Genomic DNA, 22,227 nt, shown 5'->3' on the forward strand with positions numbered 1-22,227 from the left:
CTTTCGGGTGAGCGGGCCGGATGCCGCCTGCGGTGTGGAACATCTCGTGGAGGACTGAGCGTGGAGCAGCGACTTCTTTGCTGATCTCGCTGTGCGTGGTTCCCATCTGGTAAAGATCCCACGCTTGCTGGGCTCTTGCGGGGAATTTCACAGCCCATCGCAGCTTCCCAGGTCGATTGACAGCCATCGCGCACACCTCCGGGTTCTAGGGGTGTTGCGATCACCCCTAGAACCCGCGACGGCGAATCGTGCGGATGTTGCGCACTCGATCGCGAGTGGGGTCCGTATCTATCCCGAGTTGCGCCCAGCAGTCATCGAGGGCGAGGCCCACATCCGGCCCCGGCGATGCGGCCCGAACGATCTGGCCCGCACGATCTGGCCCCCGGCGATCCAGCCCGAACGATTCTGCCCACGCGGGATCGAGTGAGTGCAATCCGGCCCCCGGATCGCGCTTCTGGGGCCGGATTGCACTCACTCGGCGGATGTGGGGCTGCTGGTCGGTGGTTGGGCGCCGACGGCTGTGGACGCCGTCGCTGTCGCCTCGGACTCAGACGCCCGAGTAGGCGTGCAGTCCGTTGAAGTAGAGGTTCACGATGGAGAAGTTGAAGATCACCGTCGCGATGCCGACCAGGTTGAGCACGGCCACGCGCGTGGGCGTCCAGCCGCGGGTGGCACGGGCGTGGAGGTACGCCGCGTAGACGACCCACACCACGAACGTCCAGATCTCCTTGGAGTCCCATCCCCAGTAGCGGCCCCAGGCGATCTCCGCCCAGAACGCACCTGCGACCAGCGTGAACGTCCACGTCACGAAGCCCACCGCCGCGAAGCGGTAGGACGTCTTCTCCAGGTCCTTCGACCCCGGCAGCGCGTTGATGAAGCGCAGCGGCCCCCGCCACGGCTTGGATTCGCTGCGGCTGCGCACGATCTGGACGAGGGCGAAGATCGCGGACAGGAAGAGCAGCACCGTCGACAGGATCGCGATCGGGACGTGGATCCAGATCCAGTAGTTGTCCAGCGCGGGGATGATCTGCGCGGCCGGCGTGTGGAACACCGTGATGCACAGGCCCAGCACCAGCAGGACGGAGAACGTCACGAACGTCCCCAGGTAGCGGAAGTCGCGGAACCGCAGCAGCACGAGGTATGCGACCGAGACGACCGCGGACGCGATGAGCGCGTACTCCATCATGTTCGACCACGGCACGCGCATGACGGCCAGCGTCCGGGTCACGATGGCCCCCACGTGGAAGGCCGCGGCCAGCACGGTCAGGGCCGTCCCCGCACGCGCCCAGCGACGGACGTCGAGCGTCTTCCCGGCGTCGCCGCCGTCGGCGGAATCCCCCGCGCCCGAGGTCCCGGTCGCCTCCGCGTCGTCCAGCACCGCGGTCGTCCCGCTCCCGGCCGCACCGCCGCGCTGCGCTGCGGTCGAGGCTGCCTTCCCGGTCTCAGGACGCGTGGACCGACCGGACCTGCGCCCGGCCTTCTCCTCGACCTTCTGCGTGTCCCCGGCGAAGGCAGGACCGAACAGGTCGAACGCGTAGATGATGAACGCGATCGCGTACACCGCCATCGCTGAATAGATCAGCAGGTTCGACCACTGTGCGAGAGCGACGTTGACGTCCATGACCTCTACTTCCCGGAACGATTCGGTGCGGAGTCCGCATCTGGGTCAGCGGATTCCGGCTCGAGCGATTCTAGTGACAGAACCTGTGTGAGTTCTTCGACGGCCTCATCGACGCGCGGATCCTCTCCGCGAGCCAGCCCTGCAATCTCCACCTGATCGCCGCTCACGCGCACCCACACGCGTCGCCGCGCCACGAACAGCGTCAGGGACAGCCCGCCGAACAGGAGGGCCATGAACGGCAGCATCCACACCTGCACGGGATCGTGGTGGACGTCGAGCGCCGCGTACTTGCGGATCTCCTCGAATGTCACGCTGCCGTGCCCGTCGGGCAGCTCTGCGGTGTCTCCGGGCTGCATGACCATCTGGAAGGGCTGTCCGTCGTCGCCGACCAGCTGCTCCATCGAGTCCGATTCCAGCTGGTAGACCGATTGGGGCGCGCCGGAGTCCAGCCCCAGGTCACCGCGGTAGGCGTCCATGACGAGCAGCGGGTTGCGCAGCTCCGCGAACGTCGAGATGAGCTCGCCTGAGTCATTGCGCCCCGTCGTCGGCAGGAGCACTCCCCCGAAGCCCAGCTGGTCCGGACTGGCATCGGGGACCTTCACGACGCCGGTCGAGGTGTACACGCCGTCCTGCGGCAGGAAGACGACGGGCCCCGAGTACGTGACATCCCCATTCGCGTTGCGGGCCGTGATGACCGGGGCGTAGCCGTTGCCGATGAGGTAGATGTTCGAGCCTTCGACGCGCACCGGCTCGTTGGGACGGAGGACGAAGCTCGTCTCCTCCTCCGGAGTATTGAGGGTCACGTCCGCATCGAACTGGCGCGGCTGACCGAACTGTGCGCCGGTCGCCTCATCGTCGAAGCGGGTCTCGAGGTCATCGAGGGTGAGCCGGAACTCAGGCAGGGAGTTCGCGTCGAAGAACGTGCCGGGTTCGAACGAATCGTACGAGACCAGCGAGTGGGAGAACGTGTCGCCCTCCACCAGCACCCGCTGGCCGGAGTATCCGAACAGCCCGCCCATCGCCATGATGATCACGGTCGCGAGGATCGACACGTGGAAGACGAGATTGCCCGTCTCCTTGAGGTAGCCGCGTTCGGCGGCGATGTGGTCCTCGTTGCGGACGGTCCGGTAGCCGGACTTCTTCAGCTGCTCATGGGCCGTCTCCAGCAGTTCTTCCGCGGTGCGCTGCTGGGCGCCGGTCGCAAGCGGCGTCGTGCGGTATGCGGACATGCGGGTGAGCCTGCGCGGCGCCTTGGGCGGGGCCTGCCGCATCGCCTGGAAGTGGTGCTTGGTGCGCGGGATGATGCAGCCCACGAGGGACACCATGAGGAGGATGTAGACCGCGGAGAACCAGACGGACGTGTAGACGTCGAACAGCTGCACGGTGTCGAGGAACTCTCCCCACGCACCGTTCTCCTCGATGAACGTCGACACGGCGCCGGGGTCCTGGTTGCGCTGCGGCAGCAGCGACCCGGGGATCGCTGCGAGTGCCAGCACGAGCAGCAGGATGAGCGCCGCGCGCATCGTCGTCAGCTGGCGCCACGCCCAGCGCAGCATGCCGACGAATCCGATGTCCGCTGCGGGCGCCCGGCCCTTCGCACCCTTCGCACCCTTCGCGCCCTTCGTCGCCTTCGACGTCGTCGGTGGCTGCGACGCCTGCGACGGCTTCTCCACGTCGTTCCTTCGCGCGTTCACTAGATGACTACCTCGAATCCTGCGATCGTGCCCTGCAGGCTGTTGATCCACATCGTCCACACTCCGCTCAGCAGGAGCAGTCCCAGAATGATCAGCATGATCCCTCCGGCCCGCATGATCCCCCGCTGGTGCCTGCGCACCCACTCCAGCCGGCCCAGACCCTTGTGGATGAGTACCGCGACGATGATGAACGGGATGCCCAGCCCCAGGCAGTAGATGAACGTCAGCAGGGTTCCGCGTGCGATGGCTCCCTGCGCCCCGAATCCGGTCGACAGTGCGAGCACGGCGGCGAGGGTGGGACCCATGCAGGGTGCCCAGCTGAGTGCGAACACGGCACCCAGGGCGGGGGCCCCGGCCAGACCCGCACGGGGCCTCGGCGTCGGCTGCGACGTCCGCTGGAGGAACGGGATGCCCCCGAGGAAGATCACGCCGGCCAGGATCACGACGACGCCCAGGACGCGGTTGACGACGCCCATCCATTCCGCGAGGAACATGCCGACCGTGGAGAACGCCGCGCCCATCGCGACGAAGACCGCGGCGAAGCCGAGGACGAACAGGCTGACGCCGATCACGACGCGGGACGTCTTCCGGTCCTCGAGCGATGTCCCGGACAGACCTGTCACGTAGCCGATGTAGCCGGGCACCAGCGGGAGCACGCACGGAGAGACGAACGAGACCATTCCGGCCAGGGCGGCGACGAGCACCGCCAGCAGGAGCGGGCCGTTCAGGACAGTCTGCGCGAACGACTCGCCCAGGCCGCCGGCCAGGACGTCAGTCACTGCGCCAGGACGTCTTCGATGAGCCCCGTGAGCGTCGACTGCGTGACGGCACCGACCACACGGGCCGCGGCGCGGCCGGACGCATCGAGGATCACCGTCGACGGGGTCGCCTGCGGGGGCAGGACGCTCGACAGCAGCGAGACCATGGAGCCGTCCCCGTCGATCATGATGGGGTAGGGCACCTCGAAGGTGCGGACGAACGACTCCGCCGTCGCCGCCTGATCGCGCACATTCACGCCCAGGAATTCGACCTGGTCGCCGAAGTGCTCGTACGTCGCGTTCAGATCCGGTGCCTCGACGCGGCAGGGTGGGCACGCGGCGTACCAGAGGTTGATCGCGACGACCCTGGGACGCCATGAGGCGAGGCTCGTGCTCTCACCGGAGAGCGTCTCGAAGTCGAGGTCGAGCGGTTCTCCGCGCTCGTCGCCGCTCAGCTGCGTGATGACGCCGCTGCCGGACACGTAGCCCTTGTCCTCGCCGGACTGCGCCTGCTGCGCGAGGTCCTCGGAACCGGAGCTGCCGCATCCTGCCAGCGCGAGGCCGGAGAGTCCGAGCAGTCCCAGAGCGCCCCGGCGCGTCGGGATCCGGTCGAGGCCCGCCAGTCGGTCGAGCCGTCCCAGTCCCCCGCGTCCGTCGGTGCTGAAGGGGCGCGTCATGCTCCCGTCCCCGGCTGAGTGAGCTGCAGATCCCCGGCGATGTCCGCGTATTCCACGACGTCAAGTGTGCCGGAGCCGTCTGAGAAACTCGTGACCGAGGCGAGCGCGCACTCCCGCTTCCGCGGGTCGTGCGCGAGCGGCCGGCCCTCCGTCCAGAGGCGCGTCGACCAGATCGGCAGCTGGTGGGACACGATGACTCCGGAGGCCTCGTCGAGCCCGTCGCGCGCGGCGATCGCGGCCAGGCGCGAACGCAGCGACATCATCGCCGCGCGCATCCGCAGGGCCTGGTCGATGTAGCGCTCACCCCACGACGGGCGCAGGGGGTTGCGGACGAGGAACAGCGACCGCGGATCCCGGACCAGTGAGTCCTTCGTCACACGGGTGCCCTCGAAGTCGTTCTCCGCTTCGATCACGCGCTCGTCCGTCACCACCGGCAGTGCGAGTCGCTCCGCGAGCGGCGCGATCGTCTCCTGCGCGCGCTGGAGCGGCGAGGCGACCAGCGCCCGCAGGTGGGGGTCCTTCGCAGGCAGCGCAGCGGCGACCCGCTGCGCCATCTCGAAGCCCCGCTCGGACAGCCCGTACCCGGGGAGGCGCCCGTAGAGGATCCCCTCCGGATTGAAGACTTCGCCGTGGCGGACGAGGTGGATGCGCAGCTGCGGCATCAGGAGACCGCCGAGGAGCCGGTCGCCGCTGCCGCCCGCGCTGCGGCCGGCAGGGCGGAGACGATGCGGTCCAGGACCTCGTCCGTGTGGGCGTAGGACAGGAACCACGCTTCGAACGCCGACGGCGGCAGGTGGATGCCGGACTCCAGCATCGACTGGAAGAACGCGGCGTGGGCCGCGGTGTCCTGTGTTCCCGCATCCTCGAAGTTCCGCACCTCGCGCTCCGTGAAGAACACGGAGAACATCGAGTTCGCACTCTGGATGCGGTGTGCCACGCCGGCTGCGCTCAGGGCGTCGCCCACGGCGGCCCGCAGTGTGTCCGCCGCTGCTTCGAGACGGGGGTACACGTCCAGTTCGCGGGTGAGGCGCAGCGTCGCGAGGCCGGCCGCAGAGGCGACTGGGTTTCCGGAGAGCGTCCCCGCCTGGTAGACGGGGCCCGCCGGCGCCAGGTGCTCCATGACGTCCCGGCGACCGCCGAACGCCGCAGCGGGGAAGCCGCCGCCCATGACCTTGCCGAAGGTGAAGAGATCGGCGGGACCATCCGGATAGCCGTCGCGCGCGGACTCGTATCCGTACCAGCCCGATGCGGACACGCGGAAGCCCGTCATGACCTCATCGGAGACCATGAGTGCGCCGTGCTCCCGGGTGACCCGTCGGATCGCCTGGGTGAAGCCGTCGCGGGGCGGGACGACGCCCATGTTGCCGGGGCTCGCCTCCGTGATGACGCACGCGATGTCGGCACCGTGCTGCTCGAAGGCCCGGGCCAGAGCATCCTGGTCGTTGTACGGCAGCACGAGGGTGTCCGCCGCGGACGCACCCGTCACGCCGGGAGTGTCCGGCAGCGAGAAGGTCGCGAGGCCCGAGCCTGCGGCAGCCAGCAGGGCGTCGACGTGCCCGTGGTAGCAGCCTGCGAACTTCACGATCTTCGAGCGCCCGGTGAACCCGCGCGCCAGACGGATCGCGGACATCGTCGCCTCCGTGCCGGAGTTGACCAGGCGGACCTGCTCGACCGGCTCGACGCGGGAGACGAGCTCTTCGCTGAGCAGGACCTCGGCCTCGCCGGGGGTGCCGAAGCTGAAGCCGCGGCCGGCGGCCTCGCGGACGGCGGCGACGACCTCGGGATGCGAGTGGCCCAGGATCATGGGGCCCCACGAGCCGATGAGATCGACGTACTCCCGGCCGTCGACGTCGGTGAGGACGGCGCCGTCGGCGCGGTCGATGAAGCGGGGGGTGCCGCCCACCGCACCGAAGGCGCGGACGGGCGAGTTCACGCCGCCGGGGATGACGGCCCTGGCGCGGTCGAACAGTGCGGCGGATGCGGGTGCCGGGTGTGTCATGAGACGTCCTCTCCGTCGGGCATGATGCGGGCGTCGGCGGGCAGTTCGCGCATGTGCGCGAGCACCTTCGTGAAGATCCCCGCCATGACTTCGATCTCCGTGTCGTCGAGCAGGTCGATGAGATGCGTCCTCACACCGGTCACGTGCACGGGTGCGGTCTTCTCGAGCAGTCGGAAGCCGTCCTCGGTGAGCTTGCAGCGCACACCGCGGCGGTCCTCGGCAGTCTTCTCGCGCTCGACGATCCCCCGGTCCTCGAGGCGCGCGACGATGTGGGTCAGCCGCGAGCGCGACACCCCGGTGTCCGCGGCGAGGGTGGCCATCCGCAGCGTGTGGTCATCGGACTCCGACAGCCGCACCAGGATGGTGTACTCCGTGAGCCCCAGCGTGGATTCGGCCCGCAGCTCCCGGTCCAGACGGGTCATGAGCAGCATGTGGGAGTCCAGGAACGATCGCCATGCGACCAGCTGCTCCGAGGTGAGCCAGCGCATCAGCGGTCCTCCGTCGTCTGTGTCGTCGTCTGTGTCGCGGCGGGATCCGCCTGGCCGTTCAGCAGTGCGGCCACCTCGGCCGCCCAGTAGGTGAGGACGGCGTCCGCCCCTGCGCGCTTGAAGCCGACCAGGCTCTCGAGGATCGCGGGCATGCGCTCGATCGCGCCGGCGCGCGCAGCGAACTCGATCATCGCGTACTCACCGGAGATCTGATAGGCCCAGACCGGGACGGAGCTGGCAGCGGCCGCGTCTGCGAGGACGTCCAGATAGGGCGTCCCGGGCTTCACCATGACGATGTCCGCGCCCTCGGTGATGTCGAGCTCGAGTTCGCGCAGGGCCTCGCGGCCGTTCGCCGCGTCCTGCTGGTACGTCCGGCGGTCGCCGGTCAGCTGCGAGTCGACCGCTTCGCGGAACGGGCCGTAGAACGCGGAGGCGAACTTCGCCGCGTACGCGAGCACCACCACGTCCTGATGGCCCGTCGCGTCCAGCGCGTGTCGGACCGCGGCGACCTGGCCGTCCATCATCCCGGACAGGCCCAGCAGGTGGGCTCCGGCATCGGCCTGCGCGACGGCCAGCGAGGCGTAGCGGTCCAGCGTCGCGTCGTTGTCGACGGTGCCGTCCGCCGCCAGGACGCCGCAGTGGCCGTGCGAGGTGAATTCGTCGAGGCACAGGTCGGCCATGATGACGGTGTCATCGCCCAGCTCATCGCGCAGGAGCCGCAGGGCGCGGTTCAGGATCCCGTCCGGGTCGTCGCCCTGGGAGCCCTGCTCGTCGCGCAGGGTGGGGATGCCGAAGAGCATGAGTCCGCCGACTCCCGCGGCGACCGCGGCGCGCGCATCGGACAGCAGCGAGTCGAGCGTGTGCTGCTTCACCCCGGGCATCGAGGTGAGCTCGAGCGGCTCCTCGAGGCTCTCCTTCACGAACATCGGGAGGATGAGGTCCGCCGCATGGAGGCGGTTCTCGCTCACCAGACGCCGCAGCGCCGGTGTCGTGCGGAGTCTGCGGGGGCGCGGTGCGCCATCCGCCAGCTGGTAGACCGGTCTGCTGTCCATCATCGTCACCTCTTCTTGAGCGGGCGCATCTGGGAGGGCCGCAGAGGCGCCCGGCCGTCGGCCAGGTCCTGCGTGCGCTTCTTCACCGCGAAATCGACGAGGCCGCTGATGAGGGACCCGAGGTTCGCCTCGTCCGCGAGCACGTCGACCTCCAGCCCGTGCTCCTGCGCGGTCTGCGCGGTGGCGGGACCGATGGCGCACACCACCGTGCTGGACGGCGGCTTGCCCGCGATCCCCACGAGGTTGCGGACCGTGGACGAGGACGTGAAGAGCACGGCGTCGAAGTCACCGGATTTGATCGAATCGCGCACCGGCGCCGGCGGCGGAGCAGCCCGGACCGTGCGGTAGGCGGTCACGTCGTGGACCTCCCAGCCGCGCTCCTGGAGCCCCTCGTAGAGGACCTCGGTCGCGATGTCCGCCCGCGGCAGCAGGACGCGGCCGCCCGGGTCGATGAGCGGGTCCCGATCGGGCCAGTCCTCGACGAGGCCCCGAGCGGAGTGCTCTCCCGACGGGACCAGGTCCGGGGTGACGCCCCAGTCCTCGAGCGCGTCTGCTGTGGGCCCGCCGACCGCGGCGACCCGCACTCCGGCGAGTGCGCGCGCGTCGAGTCCGAACTCCTCGAACCACTCGCGGACCGCGCGGACCGCATTGACGCTCGTGAGGCCGACCCACTGGTAGTCGCCGTTCACCAGGCCCTGGATCGCCCGCTCCATCTGGGTGGGCGTGCGGGGCGGCTGGATCGCGATCGTCGGCACGATCGTGCCGATCGCGCCCAGCTCGGACAGTTCGCGGGCGGTCGAACGACCCTGCTCCTTGGTGCGCGGGATGAGGACGCGCCAGCCGAAGAGCGGACGCGATTCGAACCAGTCGAGCTCTGCGTGCTGCTCCACGCCCTGACCGAAGAACATCGTCACGCGGGTGCGCTCGGGGACCTCGTCGCGCAGACGGCTCGGTGCCTGCCCGAACGTCGTCTCCAGCGTCAGCTGAGCGATCGTCGAGACCTCGGTCGTGAGGAGGACCGGAGTGCCCTCATCCCAGCCGTCGCCCAGCAGAGCCGTGAGCGCGTCGATGACGTCGTCGCGCTCGCCGTTGATGACGTGTCCGGTGTTCCGATGCTTCGAGACGTCGATGTGCGACTGCTCTCCGGCCTCGACGAGGCGGACGGAGCGGACGCGGTTCGTGGTCACGGGGGCACCCGCGTAGGCCGCTGCGGAGGCTGCGACTCCCACACCGGGAACGATCTCGAAGTCGACGCCCTGACGCCTTACCGCTGCGGCCTCGTCCGTCGTCGCGGAGAAGAGGACGCCGTCATGGGGCACGAGCCGCACGACGCTTCCGTGCTCGCGCGCGAGGCCCGCGAGCTTCCGTCCCCGGGTCGTCGCGGCCTGGCCGAGCTCCGTCGAGTCCATGCGCTGGACGTCTGCTCCGGCGTAGGCGTCGAGGATGCCGTCGTGCACCGTGGGATCGGAGACGACGAGCGGTGCGCCGGCCAGCAGATCCGTCCCGCGGCGGGTCATGAGCGACGGATCGCCGGGGCCCGCGCCGAGGAAGTAGACGGTGGGCACGGCGAGCGCACCGAACGCCTCATCAGCTGGATTCGCCACCCTCGTCACCTCCTGCTGCGTGGTGGGTGGTCGGAAGGTGGGTCTGCGGAGCATTCGCTCCGACCGACTTCCGAGGGTCGATGCCGAGTCCGTCGAGGAGCTCTTCGGCCACTCGCGCGCCGAGGTCCTTCGCCGCATCCAAGCGGGCGGCATGGGCCGCTTCCGAAGAAGCGGTGGCGGAGTCCGCCGAGGCCGTGGCTGAATCTGCCGAGGCCCGGTCGGAATCCCCTGCGGTGGGGAGCTGCGTCGCCTTCGTGACGCGCAGCAGTGTCCCCTCGTCGTCCGCGAGGACTCCGGAGACCTCGAGGGTCCGGCCGTCCAGCGTCGCGAGCGCGCCGATGGGGGCGGAGCAGCCGGCCTCCGCGCGGGACAGGATCGCCCGCTCGCAGTCGACGGCCAGTGCCGTCGTGTGGTCGTGCAGTCCGTGCAGCGCATCGCGCAGCGACGCGTCGTCCGCGTTCAGATCGGCGGTCGCGTCGCGGCATTCGATCCCGAGTGCGCCCTGGCCCGGGGCCGGGAGCATGATCGGTCCGACGAGCACGTCGGTGGCCTCGTCAATCCGGCCGAGCCTCCGCACGCCGGCGGCGGCGAGCACGACGCCGTCCAGGCGCCCCTCCGTCACGTGGCGGATGCGGGTCTCGACGTTGCCGCGCACTCCGGTCACCTCGATGTCGGGGCGCGCGTCGCGCAGCTGTGCGGCGCGACGCGGGGAGCCGGTGCCGATGACGGAGCCTGCGGGCAGATCGGTGAGGCGCATGCCGTCGCGGGCGATCAGGACATCGGACGGGTCGACGCGCGGGGGCACGGCACCCAGGTGGATGCCCGGTGCCGGTGCGGTGGGGAGGTCCTTCAGCGAGTGGACGGCGATGTCGATCGTGCCGCTCAGCAGTGCGCTGCGGACTGCGGAGACGAACACACCGGTTCCGCCGAACGAGGCGAGCGGCCTCATGTTCACGTCGCCCTCTGTGACGACCTCGACGATCTCGACCCGCCATCCCGTCTGCGCGGCGAGCTGCTGCGCGATCGCCGTCGACTGCGACCGGGCCAGCTGCGACCTGCGGGTGCCGAGCCGCACGGTGCGGCCGGTGGGCTCGTCCGGTTCGACGACGTCCAGCGTGTGGTCCGCCACGGGGCGCTGGCCATCGGCCACCACGTAGTGGTCGTCTGCTGACGAGGAGGCTTGCGACGGGGTGGCTTGCGACGAGCCGGCTGATGACGAGGCCGAGGCCGAGGTGACGGCCGAGGAGGCCGCGCCTGCGACAGGACTCGTGCCCGCGACCGGACCGGCACTTGTGACGGGACCGGTCTCCGGCGTCGACACGGCCGCCGCCGGATTCAGCGCCGCGGTGGGCGCAGTCGCCAGCGCGGTCACGGACCCAGACCCAGTCACAGACCCAGTCACCGACCCGGACACGAAACCAGACCCGGACGCGAAGCCGGACTCAGAGATGGACCCAGCGCCCTCCGGAGCGGATGCGGAGGCGAGCACGAACGGATTCGCGGCCATGGCCTCGGCGGCGGTGGCTGTGGAGTCCGGGCCGGGAGCGGACGCGGATTCGACCGCGGCGGGCGGCGTGCGCTGCAGATCGAAGAGCATCGAGAGCGCCGCGGCGTAGTCGACCGATTCGTCGTCCGCGCCCATGAGCTCCTTCACCCGGACCGTCGGAGTGTGGATGAGGTTGGTCGCGACACGGCGCAGGGACTTCCGGATGTCGTCGAGGTCCTTGTCGGACACGCGGTCGCCCAGACGGCGCGACAGCCGTTCGAACTCACGGTCCACCGTGTCGCGGGCCTGGCGGCGCAGCGCCGTGACGGTCGGCGCGATCTGGCGTGCGCGACGGCTCGCTGACAGCGCGGCGATCTCCTCGTGGATGATCGAGCGCACCTGCGTGACGATCTCCACGACACCGGAGGTCTGCGTGTAGGCGGAGTCGGCGAAGAGCGATGAGAGGCCCTCGAGGCCGATCGTCCGCACGTGCTCGTGCGTCTCCACGTCCGGATCCACGTCGAACGGCAGTGCGAGGTCGACGACGAACGTGCTGGTGGGCTCTTCACCGGGGGCCAGATGATCGAGCGATGCCGTGACGGTCCCCGCATCGATGACCGTCCCGCGGGCGCCCGTCACGGAGATGACGAGATCCGCCCGGGCGAACTCCTCTGCGAGCACGGCGGGCGTCAGTTCCCGGGCCCGCCCTCCGACGGAGTCCGCGAGCCGCTGCGCCTTGTCGAGCGTCCGGTTGAGCACGGTCACGGAGGCGACGCCCTGGCGCGCGAGGGTGGCGACCGACAGTCCGGACATGGCGCCTGCGCCCACGACGAGCACATCCGCGTCTGCCAGCGGACCGATGTGGGGCACGGCCTCCGTCAGGGCGGTGTCGAGCAGTGAGCGGGCGACGGAGTCGAGCTCCGTCTCCGCGTGCGCGCGCTTGCCCACACGGAGCGATTCCTGCACCGTGCGGCTGAGCTCACCCGTGAGGTGTCCCTCTTCCTGCGCGGCACTGTACGACTGGCGGAGCTGGCCGAGGATCTGGGATTCGCCCACCGCCATCGAATCCAGTCCGGCGGCCACCGTCAGGAGGTGCTCCACGGCCTTGTCGTCGAAACGGACGTAGACGTGGTGCGCGAGTTCCGCCCACTCGATCCCCGTGACGCTCACGAGTGCCGAGCCCACGTCGGCGAGTCCGCCGTGGAAGGCGCGGACGTCGGCCACGATCTCGAGGCGGTTGCACGTCGCCAGCACGAGCGCACCGTCGACGTACTCACCGCCGAGCACGCGGTCGGTGAGGAGGTCGACGTTCCTGCCCGACAGCGCGACGGCGTCGAGCACCGACATGGGTGCGGAACGGTGTGAGACTCCGAGTACGAGCGTGGTCACGTCTCTGCCTCCAGGGGGCCGGGCGACGGATGGGGACTGTGTGCGGCGGCTCCCGGCACGGGCTGCGCGCCACCGGCGGCCTCCGCGCTGCTGGGAGCGAAGTGTGAGAGGACCTGCAGTTCGGTCGCGAGGTCGACGTGGCGGACTTCGACGCCTGCGGGCGTGCGCACGGGCACGGGCGCGAAGTTCAGGAGGCCCCTGATGGGGGTGCCCGCCACGGCGTCGACGACGGACTGGGCCGCGTCCGCGGGGACCGCGATGACGAGGAGTTCGAGCGCCAGCGCTTCGACTGCGCGCGGCAGATCGGAGATGTCCGTGACGATGAGGTCGCCGACCGGCTCGCCGATGCGTGCGGGGGCGGCGTCGAAGACGGCCTGCACGGAGAAGCCGTGCTCGGGGTCCGACAGGTAGTGCGCCAGTGCGGTGCCCAGACGGCCCGCACCCACCACGCCCACGGGGCGCAGCCGGTCGATGCCGAGGAAGGAGCGGATCGCGTCGGCGAGGTCGAGGGCGTCGTAGCCGACCCCGCGGCGTCCGGTGAAGCTGAGGAGGGAGAGGTCGCGGCGGACGATCGCTGCGCCGACACCGCAGGTGCGGGCGAGGTCCTCGCTGGAGGCTGTCGTCCGGCCGGAGGCGATGAGAGCGGTCAGTGCGCCGAGGTAGACCGGCATGCGGGTCACGGCTGGCATGGGAGCCGACCGTTGTGCGCCACCGGGCGCCGTCGCAGCCGACAAGGTCTGTGCCACCGCGTCTCGCTCTCCTCTCTGCGCTGTGCGGTCAATCAGATGCTCGTCCGATTGAGCGCGTTCAGGCTTTGGCCGCTTGGCGCGCGTCGATGGCGTGCGCCAAGCGATCGGGGTCGATCCGGTGGAAGCCCACCTGCCGGCCATCGACCAGCACGACGGGGACATCCCAGTCGTACCGGTCCTTCAGTTCAGGGTCTGTGTCGATGTCCGTGAACGTCACATCGACGTCACGGCCCTCGGACACCTGCGCCACGACCTGCTCCGCAGCGGAGCACAGTCCGCAGTCCGTCCTCGTGAGGACGGTGACCCGAACGACCACCGGTCTCCCTTCACCCCTTCACAACAAACCCCCGGCCTGCACATGCGTGCCGGACGGGGTCTGCGCGAGAAGTATTACTTCTTGTTGCGGCGCTGGTGGCGCGTCTTGCGAAGCAGCTTGCGGTGCTTCTTCTTCGACATACGCTTGCGGCGCTTCTTGATCACTGAGCCCATGGGCACACCTCACCGGGTTGACATCACGGTGAACAGGGGATGCCCACCGCCGGAACATAGCCGCTCAAGTCTATCCCCGCGCTCGGGTCAGGGCAAAAGGAGTCCGCCGGACGTGATCCCGGCCTCAGCCGGGCGGGCGCTCAGTCGTAGTAGGCGTCGAGCCCGAAGAACGGGAAGACGGATTTCCGCGTCGCCATGACCGCGCGGTCCAGGTCCGCCTGGGGGTCGTACCCGTTCGACCATGGGACGAAGGAGCCGTCGTAGCCGTCGGTCATGAGCAGCGGTGCATCGCGTCCCACGATCGACTCCGCGTAGCGCTTCCAGCGGTCCGGCGTCTCCGTGCTCGGCGTGATCTCCACCCCGGCGGCGATAGCGACGAGCTGGGTCCACGCACGGGGGACCACATCGAGGATCGAGTATCCGCCGCCGCCCGTTGCGATCCACTTCCCGCCGGTCAGCTCCTCCGACAGGGAACGGGCCAGCAGCGCGGTCTCCCGCATGCCGTCGACGCTGAAGCGCAGGTGGGTGAGCGGATCGGCCCGATGCCCGTCGCACCCGTGCTGGGTCACGAGGATCTGCAGGTCGAACTCGCGCAGCACGTGGGGCACGACGGCATCAACCGCGCGCAGCCAGTCCGCGTCGTCCGCGCGGGGCGGCAGTGCGACGTTGACGGCGGAGGCGGCCGCCTGCATCCCGCCGATGTCGTTCGCGAAGCCGGTGCCGGGGAAGAGGAAGCGGCCGTTCTCGTGGACGGACAGCGTGAGGACGCGGGGGTCGTCCCAGAAGATCCGTTCGACTCCGTCCCCGTGGTGGGCGTCGAAGTCGATGTACGCGACGCGGCGGTACCCCTTCTCCAGGAGCGTGGTGATCGTCGCGGCGATGTCGTTGTAGATGCAGAAGCCCGATGCCCGATCGCTCATCGCGTGGTGCATGCCGCCGCAGAAGTTCACGGCGCGGTCGTACCCGCCGCCCGCCACGGCGCGCGCGGCCTCGACACCGGCCTGGAAGATCCGGCCGGAGGCCTCGTGGATCTTCTCGAAGCGCGGCACGTCCTCCGTGCCGATCCCCCACTCCTGCTGGAACGCTTCGTCGAGCGAGGTCGTCTCCCCCGCTTCCTTCACCGCATCCACGTAACCGCGCGTGTGGACCTTCGCGAGCTCTGCCTCATCCACCCCGCCGACCGCGGACACCGTGATGCGCGGATGGTCGAAGAGGCCGAAATCGGTCGCGAGCTTCGCGGTGAGGTCCAGCCTGAGCGGATGCATGGGGTGGCTGGGCCCGAAGTCATAGTCGGTGAAGGTCTCGTCCCACGTGACGAAGAGATCGAGATCACTGCTTTCCATGCCCACACTGTATCCGTCCTGCTGCCGACCGGTCCGCTGGACCTGGCCGTACTATGTGTCGAATGGACGACAGCCCGCGTTCCGACACCGCCGACCGCGCACAGGCGCAGGCACCTCCGAGGCGACGACTCCGCGACCTGGTCGACTCGCTCGTGCTCGCGTCGCCCGCGCGCACGGCGATGGTCGGGTTCGCGGTCGTCGCCGCAGTCTTCACAGTGCTCCTCTCCCTGCCGGTGGCCGCACAGGGCCCGGGATCCGCTTCCTTCGCCGATGCGCTCCTCGTCGCCGTCTCCGCGGTGTGCGTCACGGGCCTCACGTCAGTCGTCACAGAGCAGCAGTGGTCCCCCTTCGGACTGGGAGTGATCACGGTCGCCATCCAGATCGGCGGCATCGGCATACTCACCGCCGCCTCCCTCCTGGGCATGGCCATGTCGAAGCGGCTGGGCGTCCGTCAGCGGCTTCTCGCCGCCCAGGCGACGGGAGCCTCGCAGCTCGGGCACGTCGGATCCCTGCTGCGTGTCGTGCTGCTGACGATGATCGCAGCCGAGGTCGTCGTCACCGCGCTGCTCCTCCCCCGGTTCCTGCTGCGCGGTGAGGGAATCTGGCAGGCTCTCTGGCACGCCGTGTTCTACTCCGTGTCGTCCTTCAACAACGCGGGCTTCACGGTGCACCCGGGCGGCATGGCGCACTTCGCCGACGATCCGTGGATCCTCGGGGTGATCGGCGCCGCCGTGTTCGTCGGTTCACTCGGCTTCCCCGTCATATTCGTCATGAGCGTCTTCTGGCGCACCCCCCGCGCATGGGACCTGCACACCAAGCTCACTCTCACGATGTCCGGTGCGCTCGTACTCGTCGGCTGGGCGCTTCTGCTCGGCTTCGAATCGGGCAACCCTCGGACGCTGGCGGAGAAGGGACCCGTCGCAACAGCCGGTGAGGTCCTCTTCCTCTCCGTCATGTCCCGTTCCGGTGGGTTCGCCACGATGGACGTGGAGAGCATGTCGCAGACGAGCCACGTGCTGCTGGACCTCCTCATGTTCGTCGGAGGCGGGTCCGGCTCCACGGCCGGTGGGATCAAGGTGACGACTCTTGCAGTGCTGGTCCTCGTAGCGATCGCCGAAGCGCGGGGCCTCACCGACACGACAGCGTTCCGCCGCAGGATCGCACCTTCGAGCATCCGCCTCGCCGTGACGGTTCTGCTCGCGGGTGCGGGAACCGTCGTCCTCGGCACCATCGTGATGCTGAGCGTCACCGACGAGCCTCTGGACTTCGTCCTCTTCGAGGTCGTGAGCGCCTTCGCCACGTGCGGCCTCAGCGTCGGGGTCACCGAACGCGCTCCCGACGAGGGCCTCTACGTCCTGAGCGGTCTCATGCTCGTCGGTCGGCTGGGGACCATCACGCTCGCGTCCGCATTGTCGCAACGGTCCCAGACGCGCCGGTACCGATATGCGGAGGACCGCCCCATCGTCGGCTGACCGTCACAGGCACCGTCACGGGCGTCGAGCGAACTTCCCCAGATCGTCCACGTGGCCGGCGACGATGAGGACGTCCTGGCTCCCTACACGCGTTTCGACATTCGCATACGTGAATTCTCTGCCGGGCGCCTTGATGCCGACGACGGTCACCCCGTAGGCGTCACGGATCCCCGCCTCTCCGAGGGTGAGCCCCTTGACCTCTTCCGGCGGCCGCATCTTCACGACTGCGAAGTGCCCGTCGTCGAAATCGATGTAGTCGAGCATCTGCGAGTTCAGCAGGTGAGCGACCCGGTCCCCGGCCTCGGTCTCCGGGTAGAGGACGTGCTCCGCCCCGATGCGGCGGAGGATCTTCCCGTGCGCACCTGAGATCGCTTTGGCCCAGATCTGCTCAACGCCCAAGTCGATGAGGTTCGCGGTCGTGAGCACGCTCGCTTCGATCGATGAGCCGATACCGACGACCGCGGTGGAGAACTCACCGGCGCCCAGCTGCCGCAGGGCCTCGAGGTGGGTGGCATCCGCCTCCACGACGTGTGTGAGCTTCGACGACCACTCCTGCACGAGCTCCGGGTTCTTCTCGATCGCCATGACCTCGCGCCCCATCTTCACGAGGGACCCTGCGGTGGCCGCACCGAACCGGCCCAGTCCCACGACGAGCACGCCCGAACCCGAAGCCTGCGCGCGGCGACGATGCTCACCCCTCACGGTTCTCCGCCTCCATCTGCAGCGACCGGTCCCCCGCAGCGCGGACTGCGCGTGCCACGATCTCGTCCAGGCCGTCCTCGGCGAACGATGCGATGCCGGCAGCCGTCGTCCCGCCCGCGCTCGTCACCGCAGCACGCAGAGCGGCAGGATCGGGCGAATCCGCGAGCAGGCGCCCCGCGCCCTCCGCGGTCGCCGCCACGGCTCGCCTCGCGGCCTCCTCATCGAGCCCCTGGGACACCGCCGCAGAGACCATGTGCTCTGCGAGCAGGAAGAAGAAGGCGACGCCCGAGGCGGATGTTCCGATCATCGTCGGCATGTCCTCCTCGCTGATCGGGATGACCTGGCCCGCACCGCCCAGCAGAGAGGTGAGCTCGTCCAGCGTGGCGGATGGGACCTCGTCAGCGGCGGCCAGCGAGATGACGCCGTGGCCCACGGACGACGGCGTGTTCGGCATGATCCGCACGACGGGACGGTGCGGGAAGTGCGCGGTGAGCGTGGCGAGGTCCACACCGGCGGCCATCGACACGACAGTCGCCGTGTCCTTCAGTGCGCCGTCCAGTTCGGACGCGGTCTCCGCCAGCATCCAGGGCTTCACCCCGAGGAAGACCAGGTCCGCCCCGTCGACGGCGCTGCGATTGGCCTGAGGGTCGTCCGCGACCGCGGTCGTCGGCACCCCCAGGCGGGATCCGAGCGCGGCGGCCGACTCCGCGGAGCGAGTCGTCGCACGCACCTGGCCCGCGTCCTGTCCCGCGGCGAGAATGCCCGCCAGCAGCGCACTGCCCATGTTCCCTGTACCCACGAAAGCGATCAGCATGGGATGAGGCTACTACCGGCCCGACCGCCCGTCCTAGTGCGCGCACAGTCCTCGTGGATGTCCAGTCCTCGTGGATGTCCAGTCCTCGTGGATGTCCAGTCCTCGTGGACGTCCAGTCCTCGTGGACGTCCATTCCTAGTGCGCGTCGAGCCCCAGGTGCCGACGCGCGAAGGCGAGCGATTCCGTGAGCATCGCGTCCCGGGTCGACCGGCGCGCGGTGAAGCGGGTGTTCACCTCGACCACGACATCGCCGGACCAGTCGTTCTTCGCGAGGTACTGGAGCGTCTCCGCGACCGGCATCCGCCCGCGGCCGGGGACCAGGTGCTCATCCGTCAGTGTGCCCGCACCGTCCGTCAGGTGGACGTGCCGGAGCTTCGGGAACAGGGCGCCGACCGCTTCGAGTGCGTCCGTGCCCGCTGTGGAGGCGTGCGAGAAGTCGAACGTCACCGCGTCGTAGTCCTGCCCCGCGAGGTCCCAGTGCGGGGAGTAGACGATCACCTCCCGCAGGCCGGCGCGCCACGGGTACATGTTCTCCACCGCCAGCGTCACCCCGGTCTCCCGGGCCATCTCGCGCACGCCCTCGACGAAGTGACGGGCGTAGCTCCCCTGCCAGCGGAACGGCGGGTGGAGGACGACTGTGCGCGCGCCCGCGTCCTTCGCCAGTTCGGCGGTGCGGCGCAGCTTCTCCCAGTGGTCGTGGTGCATGACGCGCGGGAGCAGCAGGAGCGTCGGCGCGTGCACGGACAGCACCGGCAGACCGGTGGACCGCGACAGCAGGTTCATGAGCGACGGGTCCTGCGTCTCCTCGTTGTTCGTGATCATGACCTCGACACCGTCGTAGCCCAGACGGGCCGCCGTCTCGAAGCATTCGCGCACCGTCATCGGATAGACGGACGAGGTGGAGAGCCCGATCCGGATCTCGTTCTCCGAGCGATGCGTCGCATCCGAGTCGTAGACGGGATTCCTGGCGAGCTCCTCCCGCTGCCGCTTCGCCTTCGAGCGTGCGGCGTTGCGGCTGGTCAGAGGTGGTCGAGACGCATCAGCCACGGGTCACCTCCTGCGCTTCGATCCGGCCGAACCGGATGCTTCGGCAGACCCGGCCCCACTGGCAGAACCGGATGGACGTGCTCCTCCCGCCGGCACCGTCGGGACAGCCGGGACTGCTGTGGCGGTCGGCGCGGGCGGACGGATGGCCGCGCCTGCATCGTCACTGGGCGTGAGGTCTGGGGTCTCTCCCGTCGACGTGCCGTTCGAGGGCATCGTGAGTGCGGGAGGGGGCAGGGCCCCGATCCCGCGGCGGGTGGGTGAGAGGACCTCGGAGGAGTCGAGCAGGTCGAGCTGGCGCATGATGATGCCCTCGCGCAGAGCCCAGGGAGAGATCTGGAGGATGGGGACGTCGAAGATCGTCATGGCGGCCTCCGCGACGATCGCTCCCGCCAGCACCTGACCGGAGCGGGCCTCGGACACGCCGGGCAGTGCCGCGCGCTGGCTGGGCGTCCGGTGCACGAGCTCATCGATGATGCCCGGCATGTCCTTCCGCTTGAGTTCGCGGGGGACGAAGATCCCCGCACCGCTGGGTGCCGCTCCCGCGATCCGGGCCAGGGACCGGAACGTCTTGGACGACCCCACCATGCGGTCGGGCTTCCCGACGCGGTTCAGATCGCCTGCGACGCGACCGATCGTGTGCCGCGCATACTTCCGCAGCCCGTCGACCTCATCGGCGGATGGGACGTCCGAATGGAGGAAGTCGCGATGCATGCGTCCCGCTCCCAGCGGGAGCGACAGTGCGGCGTCCGGATACTCATCGCGACCCGATGCGAGCTCCAGCGACCCGCCGCCGATGTCCATGAGGAGGATGCTCCCGGCCGACCAGCCGAACCAGCGGCGGACGGCGAGGAAGGTGACGCGCGCTTCGTCCTCCCCGCTCATGACATTGAGTTCGACGCCCGTCTCCTGGCGGATCCGGTCGATCGTCTCATCGCCGTTGGGCGCGGAGCGGATCGCAGACGTCGCGAAGGCGAGGATCTGCTCGGACCCCTGGTCCTCCGCGATGTCGATGGAATCGCGCACGAAGTCGACCAGGCGGTTCTGCCCGTACGTGGAGATCGACCCGTCGTCCTTCAGGTATTCGGCGAGCCGGAGCACCTCCTTGTGTGAGGTCGCCGGCAGAGGCGGCGCACCGACGTGCGCGTCCACCACGAGGAGGTGGACGCTGTTGGACCCGATGTCAAGGACGGCTAATCGCACCTCGCCATGGTAGCGCGCACTCCTGCCGCCCGGCGGTTGGCGTACCGTGGACTCGCTGCGGACAGTGACGCACGGAACGGAGGCGCATGGGTCAGCCCCTGCTGGAGGACCTGCTGCGGGACCTTCTGCCTGCGACCGTCCGCGTCGCCGCCACCCGCGGCGATGCGCCCGCACACGAGCTGCTTCCCGCCGAGGCCGCCCACATCGCCCGTGCCGTGGACTCTCGTCGCGCGGACTTCGCCGCCGTGCGGCACTGCGCGCGGGTCGCCCTCGCGGAACTCGGGATCGAGCGCGGGCCGATGGTGCCGGGCAGGCAGGGCGCACCGGTCTGGCCGACCGGAGTGGTCGGTTCGCTCACGCACGCCGCCGGTCTGCGGGCGGCCGCGGTCGCACGCGACGGGGACATCGCCTCGCTCGGCATCGACGTGGAGGCGGCGGCGCCGCTGCCCGACGGCGTCCTCGACGTGATCGCGCTGCCGCAGGAGAAGGACTGCCTGCGCAGGCTCGATCCGCTGTGCGGGAGGGTGCTCTTCAGCGCGAAGGAGGCGCTGTACAAGACGTGGTTCCCGCTCACCCTGCGCTGGCTGGACTTCGAGGACGCCGAGGTCCGGGTCGCCTCCGACGGCGGGTTCACCGCCCGCCTGCTCGTGGAGGGGCCCACTGTCGACGGGCGGCGGATCCAGACGCTCACCGGCCGGTGGGCGATCGCGGACGGGATCGTCGCGACCGCGATCGCCCTGCCGCGCAGATGAGCGGGGATGGTCCCTGTCAGCCCCGTCAGACTCGTCAGCCCTGCCAGTCCTGCCGACGGAACCCGAAGTCCGGCTTCTCCTTCGCGAAGAAGGCCCGCTGTCCCTCCCCCAGCTCGACGGGGTAGACGTCGCCCAGCCACCCTGCGGGGTCGAGGTCCTCGCCCCGCATGATCCGCAGGAGACCCGTCTGGGTGAAGGCGGAGCGGCCTGCGATGCGCTCGGCAGTCCGCTGCGCCGCGGCGAACGGATCATCGTTGACCTCGTGGAGGAATCCGAGCGAGTCCGCGCGACCGGTGTCGATGAGGTTCCCCGTCAGCAGCAGGTAGCGCGCCCACGACTCGCCCACTGCTGCGGCGAACCGGCGAGTGGGTCCGGGCGGGTACACGAGGCCCAGCTTCGCGGCCGTGATCCCGAAGCGTGCGCCTGGGGCGGCGATGCGGATGTCTGCCGCGGCCGCCAGTTCGGTGCCGCCGCCCACGCAGACGCCCTCGATCGCGGCGATCGTGGGGATGTCCGCCTGAGCCAGGGCATCCTCCGCCGCAGAGTTCATCGCCCAGAAGTCCGCCAGCGGTACGTTCAGGTCATTGATGTCTGAACCGGCGGAGAAGTTGCCGTCCGTGCCGCGCAGGATGAGCACGGAGACATCCGGCGAGGCGTCGATGGCCGCCACGATGTCAGGGAGCGCGAACCACATCTCGCGGGAGAGTGCGCCCAGCTTCTCCGGCCGGTCGATCGTGAGGGTTCCGACGGAGCCCTCGAGGTCGAAGCGGAACCCGTCGACGAGCGGGATGGCGGGGATGGACGACTCAGTGGTCACAGGGGTCTCCTCACGGGGATGACTGGGTCACACGGGTGCTGTGGGGGTCTGATGGGTACTGCGGGGGTTTCATG

At 69.6% G+C, this 22,227-nt stretch carries 20 protein-coding genes and 1 pseudogene; 2 read left to right on the forward strand and 19 right to left on the reverse strand.

The genetic code is table 11. The features are described 5' to 3' along the window. Positions 1 to 547 precede the first annotated feature (547 nt). From ccsB to BSP109_RS00070, 14 genes are all read right to left on the reverse strand, one after another. Positions 548 to 1,621 (reverse strand): c-type cytochrome biogenesis protein CcsB, encoded by a 1,074-nt coding sequence (gene ccsB, locus BSP109_RS00005; RefSeq protein WP_087007535.1) that lies wholly within the window; start codon positions 1,619 to 1,621, stop codon positions 548 to 550. Between the two features lie 5 nt (positions 1,622 to 1,626). Beyond that, on the reverse strand, positions 1,627 to 3,294 hold the full coding sequence (locus BSP109_RS00010; protein WP_257944486.1) for a cytochrome c biogenesis protein ResB: 1,668 nt from the start codon (positions 3,292 to 3,294) through the stop codon (positions 1,627 to 1,629). Between the two features lie 20 nt (positions 3,295 to 3,314). After that, positions 3,315 to 4,094, reverse strand: a complete 780-nt coding sequence (locus tag BSP109_RS00015) for a cytochrome c biogenesis CcdA family protein (RefSeq protein ID WP_087007533.1) — start codon at positions 4,092 to 4,094, stop codon at positions 3,315 to 3,317. Further along, positions 4,091 to 4,750: a TlpA disulfide reductase family protein gene (locus tag BSP109_RS00020; RefSeq protein ID WP_101598965.1), complete on the reverse strand. Its 660-nt coding sequence runs from the start codon at positions 4,748 to 4,750 to the stop codon at positions 4,091 to 4,093. Before BSP109_RS00020 ends, BSP109_RS00015 begins: the two co-directional genes overlap by 4 nt. Further along, positions 4,747 to 5,412 (reverse strand): histidine phosphatase family protein, encoded by a 666-nt coding sequence (locus tag BSP109_RS00025; protein WP_101598966.1) that lies wholly within the window; start codon positions 5,410 to 5,412, stop codon positions 4,747 to 4,749. Before BSP109_RS00025 ends, BSP109_RS00020 begins: the two co-directional genes overlap by 4 nt. Beyond that, on the reverse strand, positions 5,412 to 6,749 hold the full coding sequence (gene hemL, locus BSP109_RS00030) for a glutamate-1-semialdehyde 2,1-aminomutase (RefSeq protein WP_101598967.1): 1,338 nt from the start codon (positions 6,747 to 6,749) through the stop codon (positions 5,412 to 5,414). The genes BSP109_RS00025 and hemL overlap by 1 nt, the downstream gene beginning before the upstream one ends. Then, the gene (locus BSP109_RS00035; RefSeq protein WP_101598968.1) at positions 6,746 to 7,237 is read right to left on the reverse strand and encodes a MarR family winged helix-turn-helix transcriptional regulator; all 492 of its coding nucleotides are present in this window, start codon (positions 7,235 to 7,237) and stop codon (positions 6,746 to 6,748) included. Before BSP109_RS00035 ends, hemL begins: the two co-directional genes overlap by 4 nt. Beyond that, positions 7,237 to 8,289, reverse strand: a complete 1,053-nt coding sequence (hemB, locus tag BSP109_RS00040; protein WP_101599127.1) for a porphobilinogen synthase — start codon at positions 8,287 to 8,289, stop codon at positions 7,237 to 7,239. Before hemB ends, BSP109_RS00035 begins: the two co-directional genes overlap by 1 nt. A gap of 5 nt (positions 8,290 to 8,294) precedes the next feature. Then, a complete protein-coding gene (locus tag BSP109_RS00045) occupies positions 8,295 to 9,893 on the reverse strand; it encodes a uroporphyrinogen-III synthase (protein WP_101598969.1) in 1,599 nt (532 codons plus the stop codon). After that, the gene (hemA, locus tag BSP109_RS17600) at positions 9,877 to 12,768 is read right to left on the reverse strand and encodes a glutamyl-tRNA reductase (RefSeq protein WP_257944487.1); all 2,892 of its coding nucleotides are present in this window, start codon (positions 12,766 to 12,768) and stop codon (positions 9,877 to 9,879) included. Before hemA ends, BSP109_RS00045 begins: the two co-directional genes overlap by 17 nt. After that, entirely contained in the window at positions 12,765 to 13,679 is a 915-nt protein-coding gene (locus BSP109_RS00055; protein WP_101598970.1) for a redox-sensing transcriptional repressor Rex, read from the reverse strand. Before BSP109_RS00055 ends, hemA begins: the two co-directional genes overlap by 4 nt. After that, positions 13,576 to 13,833, reverse strand: coding sequence for a glutaredoxin family protein (locus BSP109_RS00060; RefSeq protein ID WP_101598971.1), 258 nt, complete (start codon positions 13,831 to 13,833; stop codon positions 13,576 to 13,578). The genes BSP109_RS00055 and BSP109_RS00060 overlap by 104 nt, the downstream gene beginning before the upstream one ends. A 74-nt stretch (positions 13,834 to 13,907) precedes the next feature. After that, the gene (locus BSP109_RS00065) at positions 13,908 to 14,006 is read right to left on the reverse strand and encodes a 30S ribosomal protein bS22 (protein ID WP_005504750.1); all 99 of its coding nucleotides are present in this window, start codon (positions 14,004 to 14,006) and stop codon (positions 13,908 to 13,910) included. A 140-nt stretch (positions 14,007 to 14,146) separates the two neighbouring features. Next, positions 14,147 to 15,349, reverse strand: a complete 1,203-nt coding sequence (locus BSP109_RS00070) for an acetoin utilization protein AcuC (protein ID WP_101599129.1) — start codon at positions 15,347 to 15,349, stop codon at positions 14,147 to 14,149. 62 nt (positions 15,350 to 15,411) lie between these two features. Here BSP109_RS00070 and BSP109_RS00075 point away from each other — a divergent pair, with 62 nt between their 5' ends. Further along, positions 15,412 to 16,821 (forward strand): TrkH family potassium uptake protein, encoded by a 1,410-nt coding sequence (locus BSP109_RS00075; RefSeq protein ID WP_101598972.1) that lies wholly within the window; start codon positions 15,412 to 15,414, stop codon positions 16,819 to 16,821. A gap of 15 nt (positions 16,822 to 16,836) precedes the next feature. On the opposite strand, the gene BSP109_RS00080 is transcribed toward BSP109_RS00075, so the two are convergent. From BSP109_RS00080 to BSP109_RS00095, 4 genes and pseudogenes are all read right to left on the reverse strand, one after another. Continuing rightward, complete coding sequence (locus tag BSP109_RS00080; RefSeq protein ID WP_101598973.1) at positions 16,837 to 17,523, reverse strand: TrkA family potassium uptake protein; 687 nt, start codon at positions 17,521 to 17,523, stop codon at positions 16,837 to 16,839. After that, on the reverse strand, positions 17,513 to 18,337 hold the full coding sequence (proC, locus tag BSP109_RS00085) for a pyrroline-5-carboxylate reductase (protein WP_101598974.1): 825 nt from the start codon (positions 18,335 to 18,337) through the stop codon (positions 17,513 to 17,515). Before proC ends, BSP109_RS00080 begins: the two co-directional genes overlap by 11 nt. 135 nt (positions 18,338 to 18,472) lie before the next feature. Continuing rightward, a complete protein-coding gene (locus BSP109_RS00090) occupies positions 18,473 to 19,384 on the reverse strand; it encodes a sugar phosphate isomerase/epimerase (protein ID WP_101598975.1) in 912 nt (303 codons plus the stop codon). Positions 19,385 to 19,642: 258 nt separating this feature from the next. Further along, a pseudogene (locus tag BSP109_RS00095) lies at positions 19,643 to 20,584 on the reverse strand (Ppx/GppA family phosphatase); the annotation flags it as partial. 86 nt (positions 20,585 to 20,670) lie between these two features. Between BSP109_RS00095 and BSP109_RS00100 the strand changes: the two are divergent. Then, positions 20,671 to 21,336 carry a 4'-phosphopantetheinyl transferase gene (locus BSP109_RS00100; RefSeq protein ID WP_087007507.1) on the forward strand — a complete coding sequence of 222 codons (666 nt, stop codon included), beginning with the start codon at positions 20,671 to 20,673 and terminating at the stop codon, positions 21,334 to 21,336. Positions 21,337 to 21,370: 34 nt separating this feature from the next. Here the strand turns inward: BSP109_RS00100 and BSP109_RS00105 are convergent, their stop codons facing one another. Beyond that, the gene (locus BSP109_RS00105; protein ID WP_087007505.1) at positions 21,371 to 22,153 is read right to left on the reverse strand and encodes an enoyl-CoA hydratase/isomerase family protein; all 783 of its coding nucleotides are present in this window, start codon (positions 22,151 to 22,153) and stop codon (positions 21,371 to 21,373) included. Positions 22,154 to 22,227: the final 74 nt, after the last annotated feature.

The sequence above is a fragment of the Brevibacterium sp. Mu109 genome, from assembly GCF_900169375.1.
GTDB classification, from domain to species: domain Bacteria; phylum Actinomycetota; class Actinomycetes; order Actinomycetales; family Brevibacteriaceae; genus Brevibacterium; species Brevibacterium yomogidense_A.

What these genes read in the sequence shown, in the direction of transcription:
- ccsB (WP_087007535.1), bottom strand. Translation starts at nt 1,621, where the DNA reads ATGGACGTCAACGTCGCTCTCGCACAGTGGTCGAACCTGCTGATCTAT.
- BSP109_RS00020 (WP_101598965.1), bottom strand. Translation starts at nt 4,750, where the DNA reads ATGACGCGCCCCTTCAGCACCGACGGACGCGGGGGACTGGGACGGCTC.
- BSP109_RS00025 (WP_101598966.1), bottom strand. Translation starts at nt 5,412, where the DNA reads ATGCCGCAGCTGCGCATCCACCTCGTCCGCCACGGCGAAGTCTTCAAT.
- hemL (WP_101598967.1), bottom strand. Translation starts at nt 6,749, where the DNA reads ATGACACACCCGGCACCCGCATCCGCCGCACTGTTCGACCGCGCCAGG.
- BSP109_RS00035 (WP_101598968.1), bottom strand. Translation starts at nt 7,237, where the DNA reads ATGCGCTGGCTCACCTCGGAGCAGCTGGTCGCATGGCGATCGTTCCTG.
- hemB (WP_101599127.1), bottom strand. Translation starts at nt 8,289, where the DNA reads ATGGACAGCAGACCGGTCTACCAGCTGGCGGATGGCGCACCGCGCCCC.
- BSP109_RS00055 (WP_101598970.1), bottom strand. Translation starts at nt 13,679, where the DNA reads ATGTCCCCGTCGTGCTGGTCGATGGCCGGCAGGTGGGCTTCCACCGGA.
- BSP109_RS00065 (WP_005504750.1), bottom strand. Translation starts at nt 14,006, where the DNA reads ATGGGCTCAGTGATCAAGAAGCGCCGCAAGCGTATGTCGAAGAAGAAG.
- BSP109_RS00070 (WP_101599129.1), bottom strand. Translation starts at nt 15,349, where the DNA reads ATGGAAAGCAGTGATCTCGATCTCTTCGTCACGTGGGACGAGACCTTC.
- BSP109_RS00075 (WP_101598972.1), top strand. Translation starts at nt 15,412, where the DNA reads ATGGACGACAGCCCGCGTTCCGACACCGCCGACCGCGCACAGGCGCAG.
- proC (WP_101598974.1), bottom strand. Translation starts at nt 18,337, where the DNA reads ATGCTGATCGCTTTCGTGGGTACAGGGAACATGGGCAGTGCGCTGCTG.
- BSP109_RS00100 (WP_087007507.1), top strand. Translation starts at nt 20,671, where the DNA reads ATGGGTCAGCCCCTGCTGGAGGACCTGCTGCGGGACCTTCTGCCTGCG.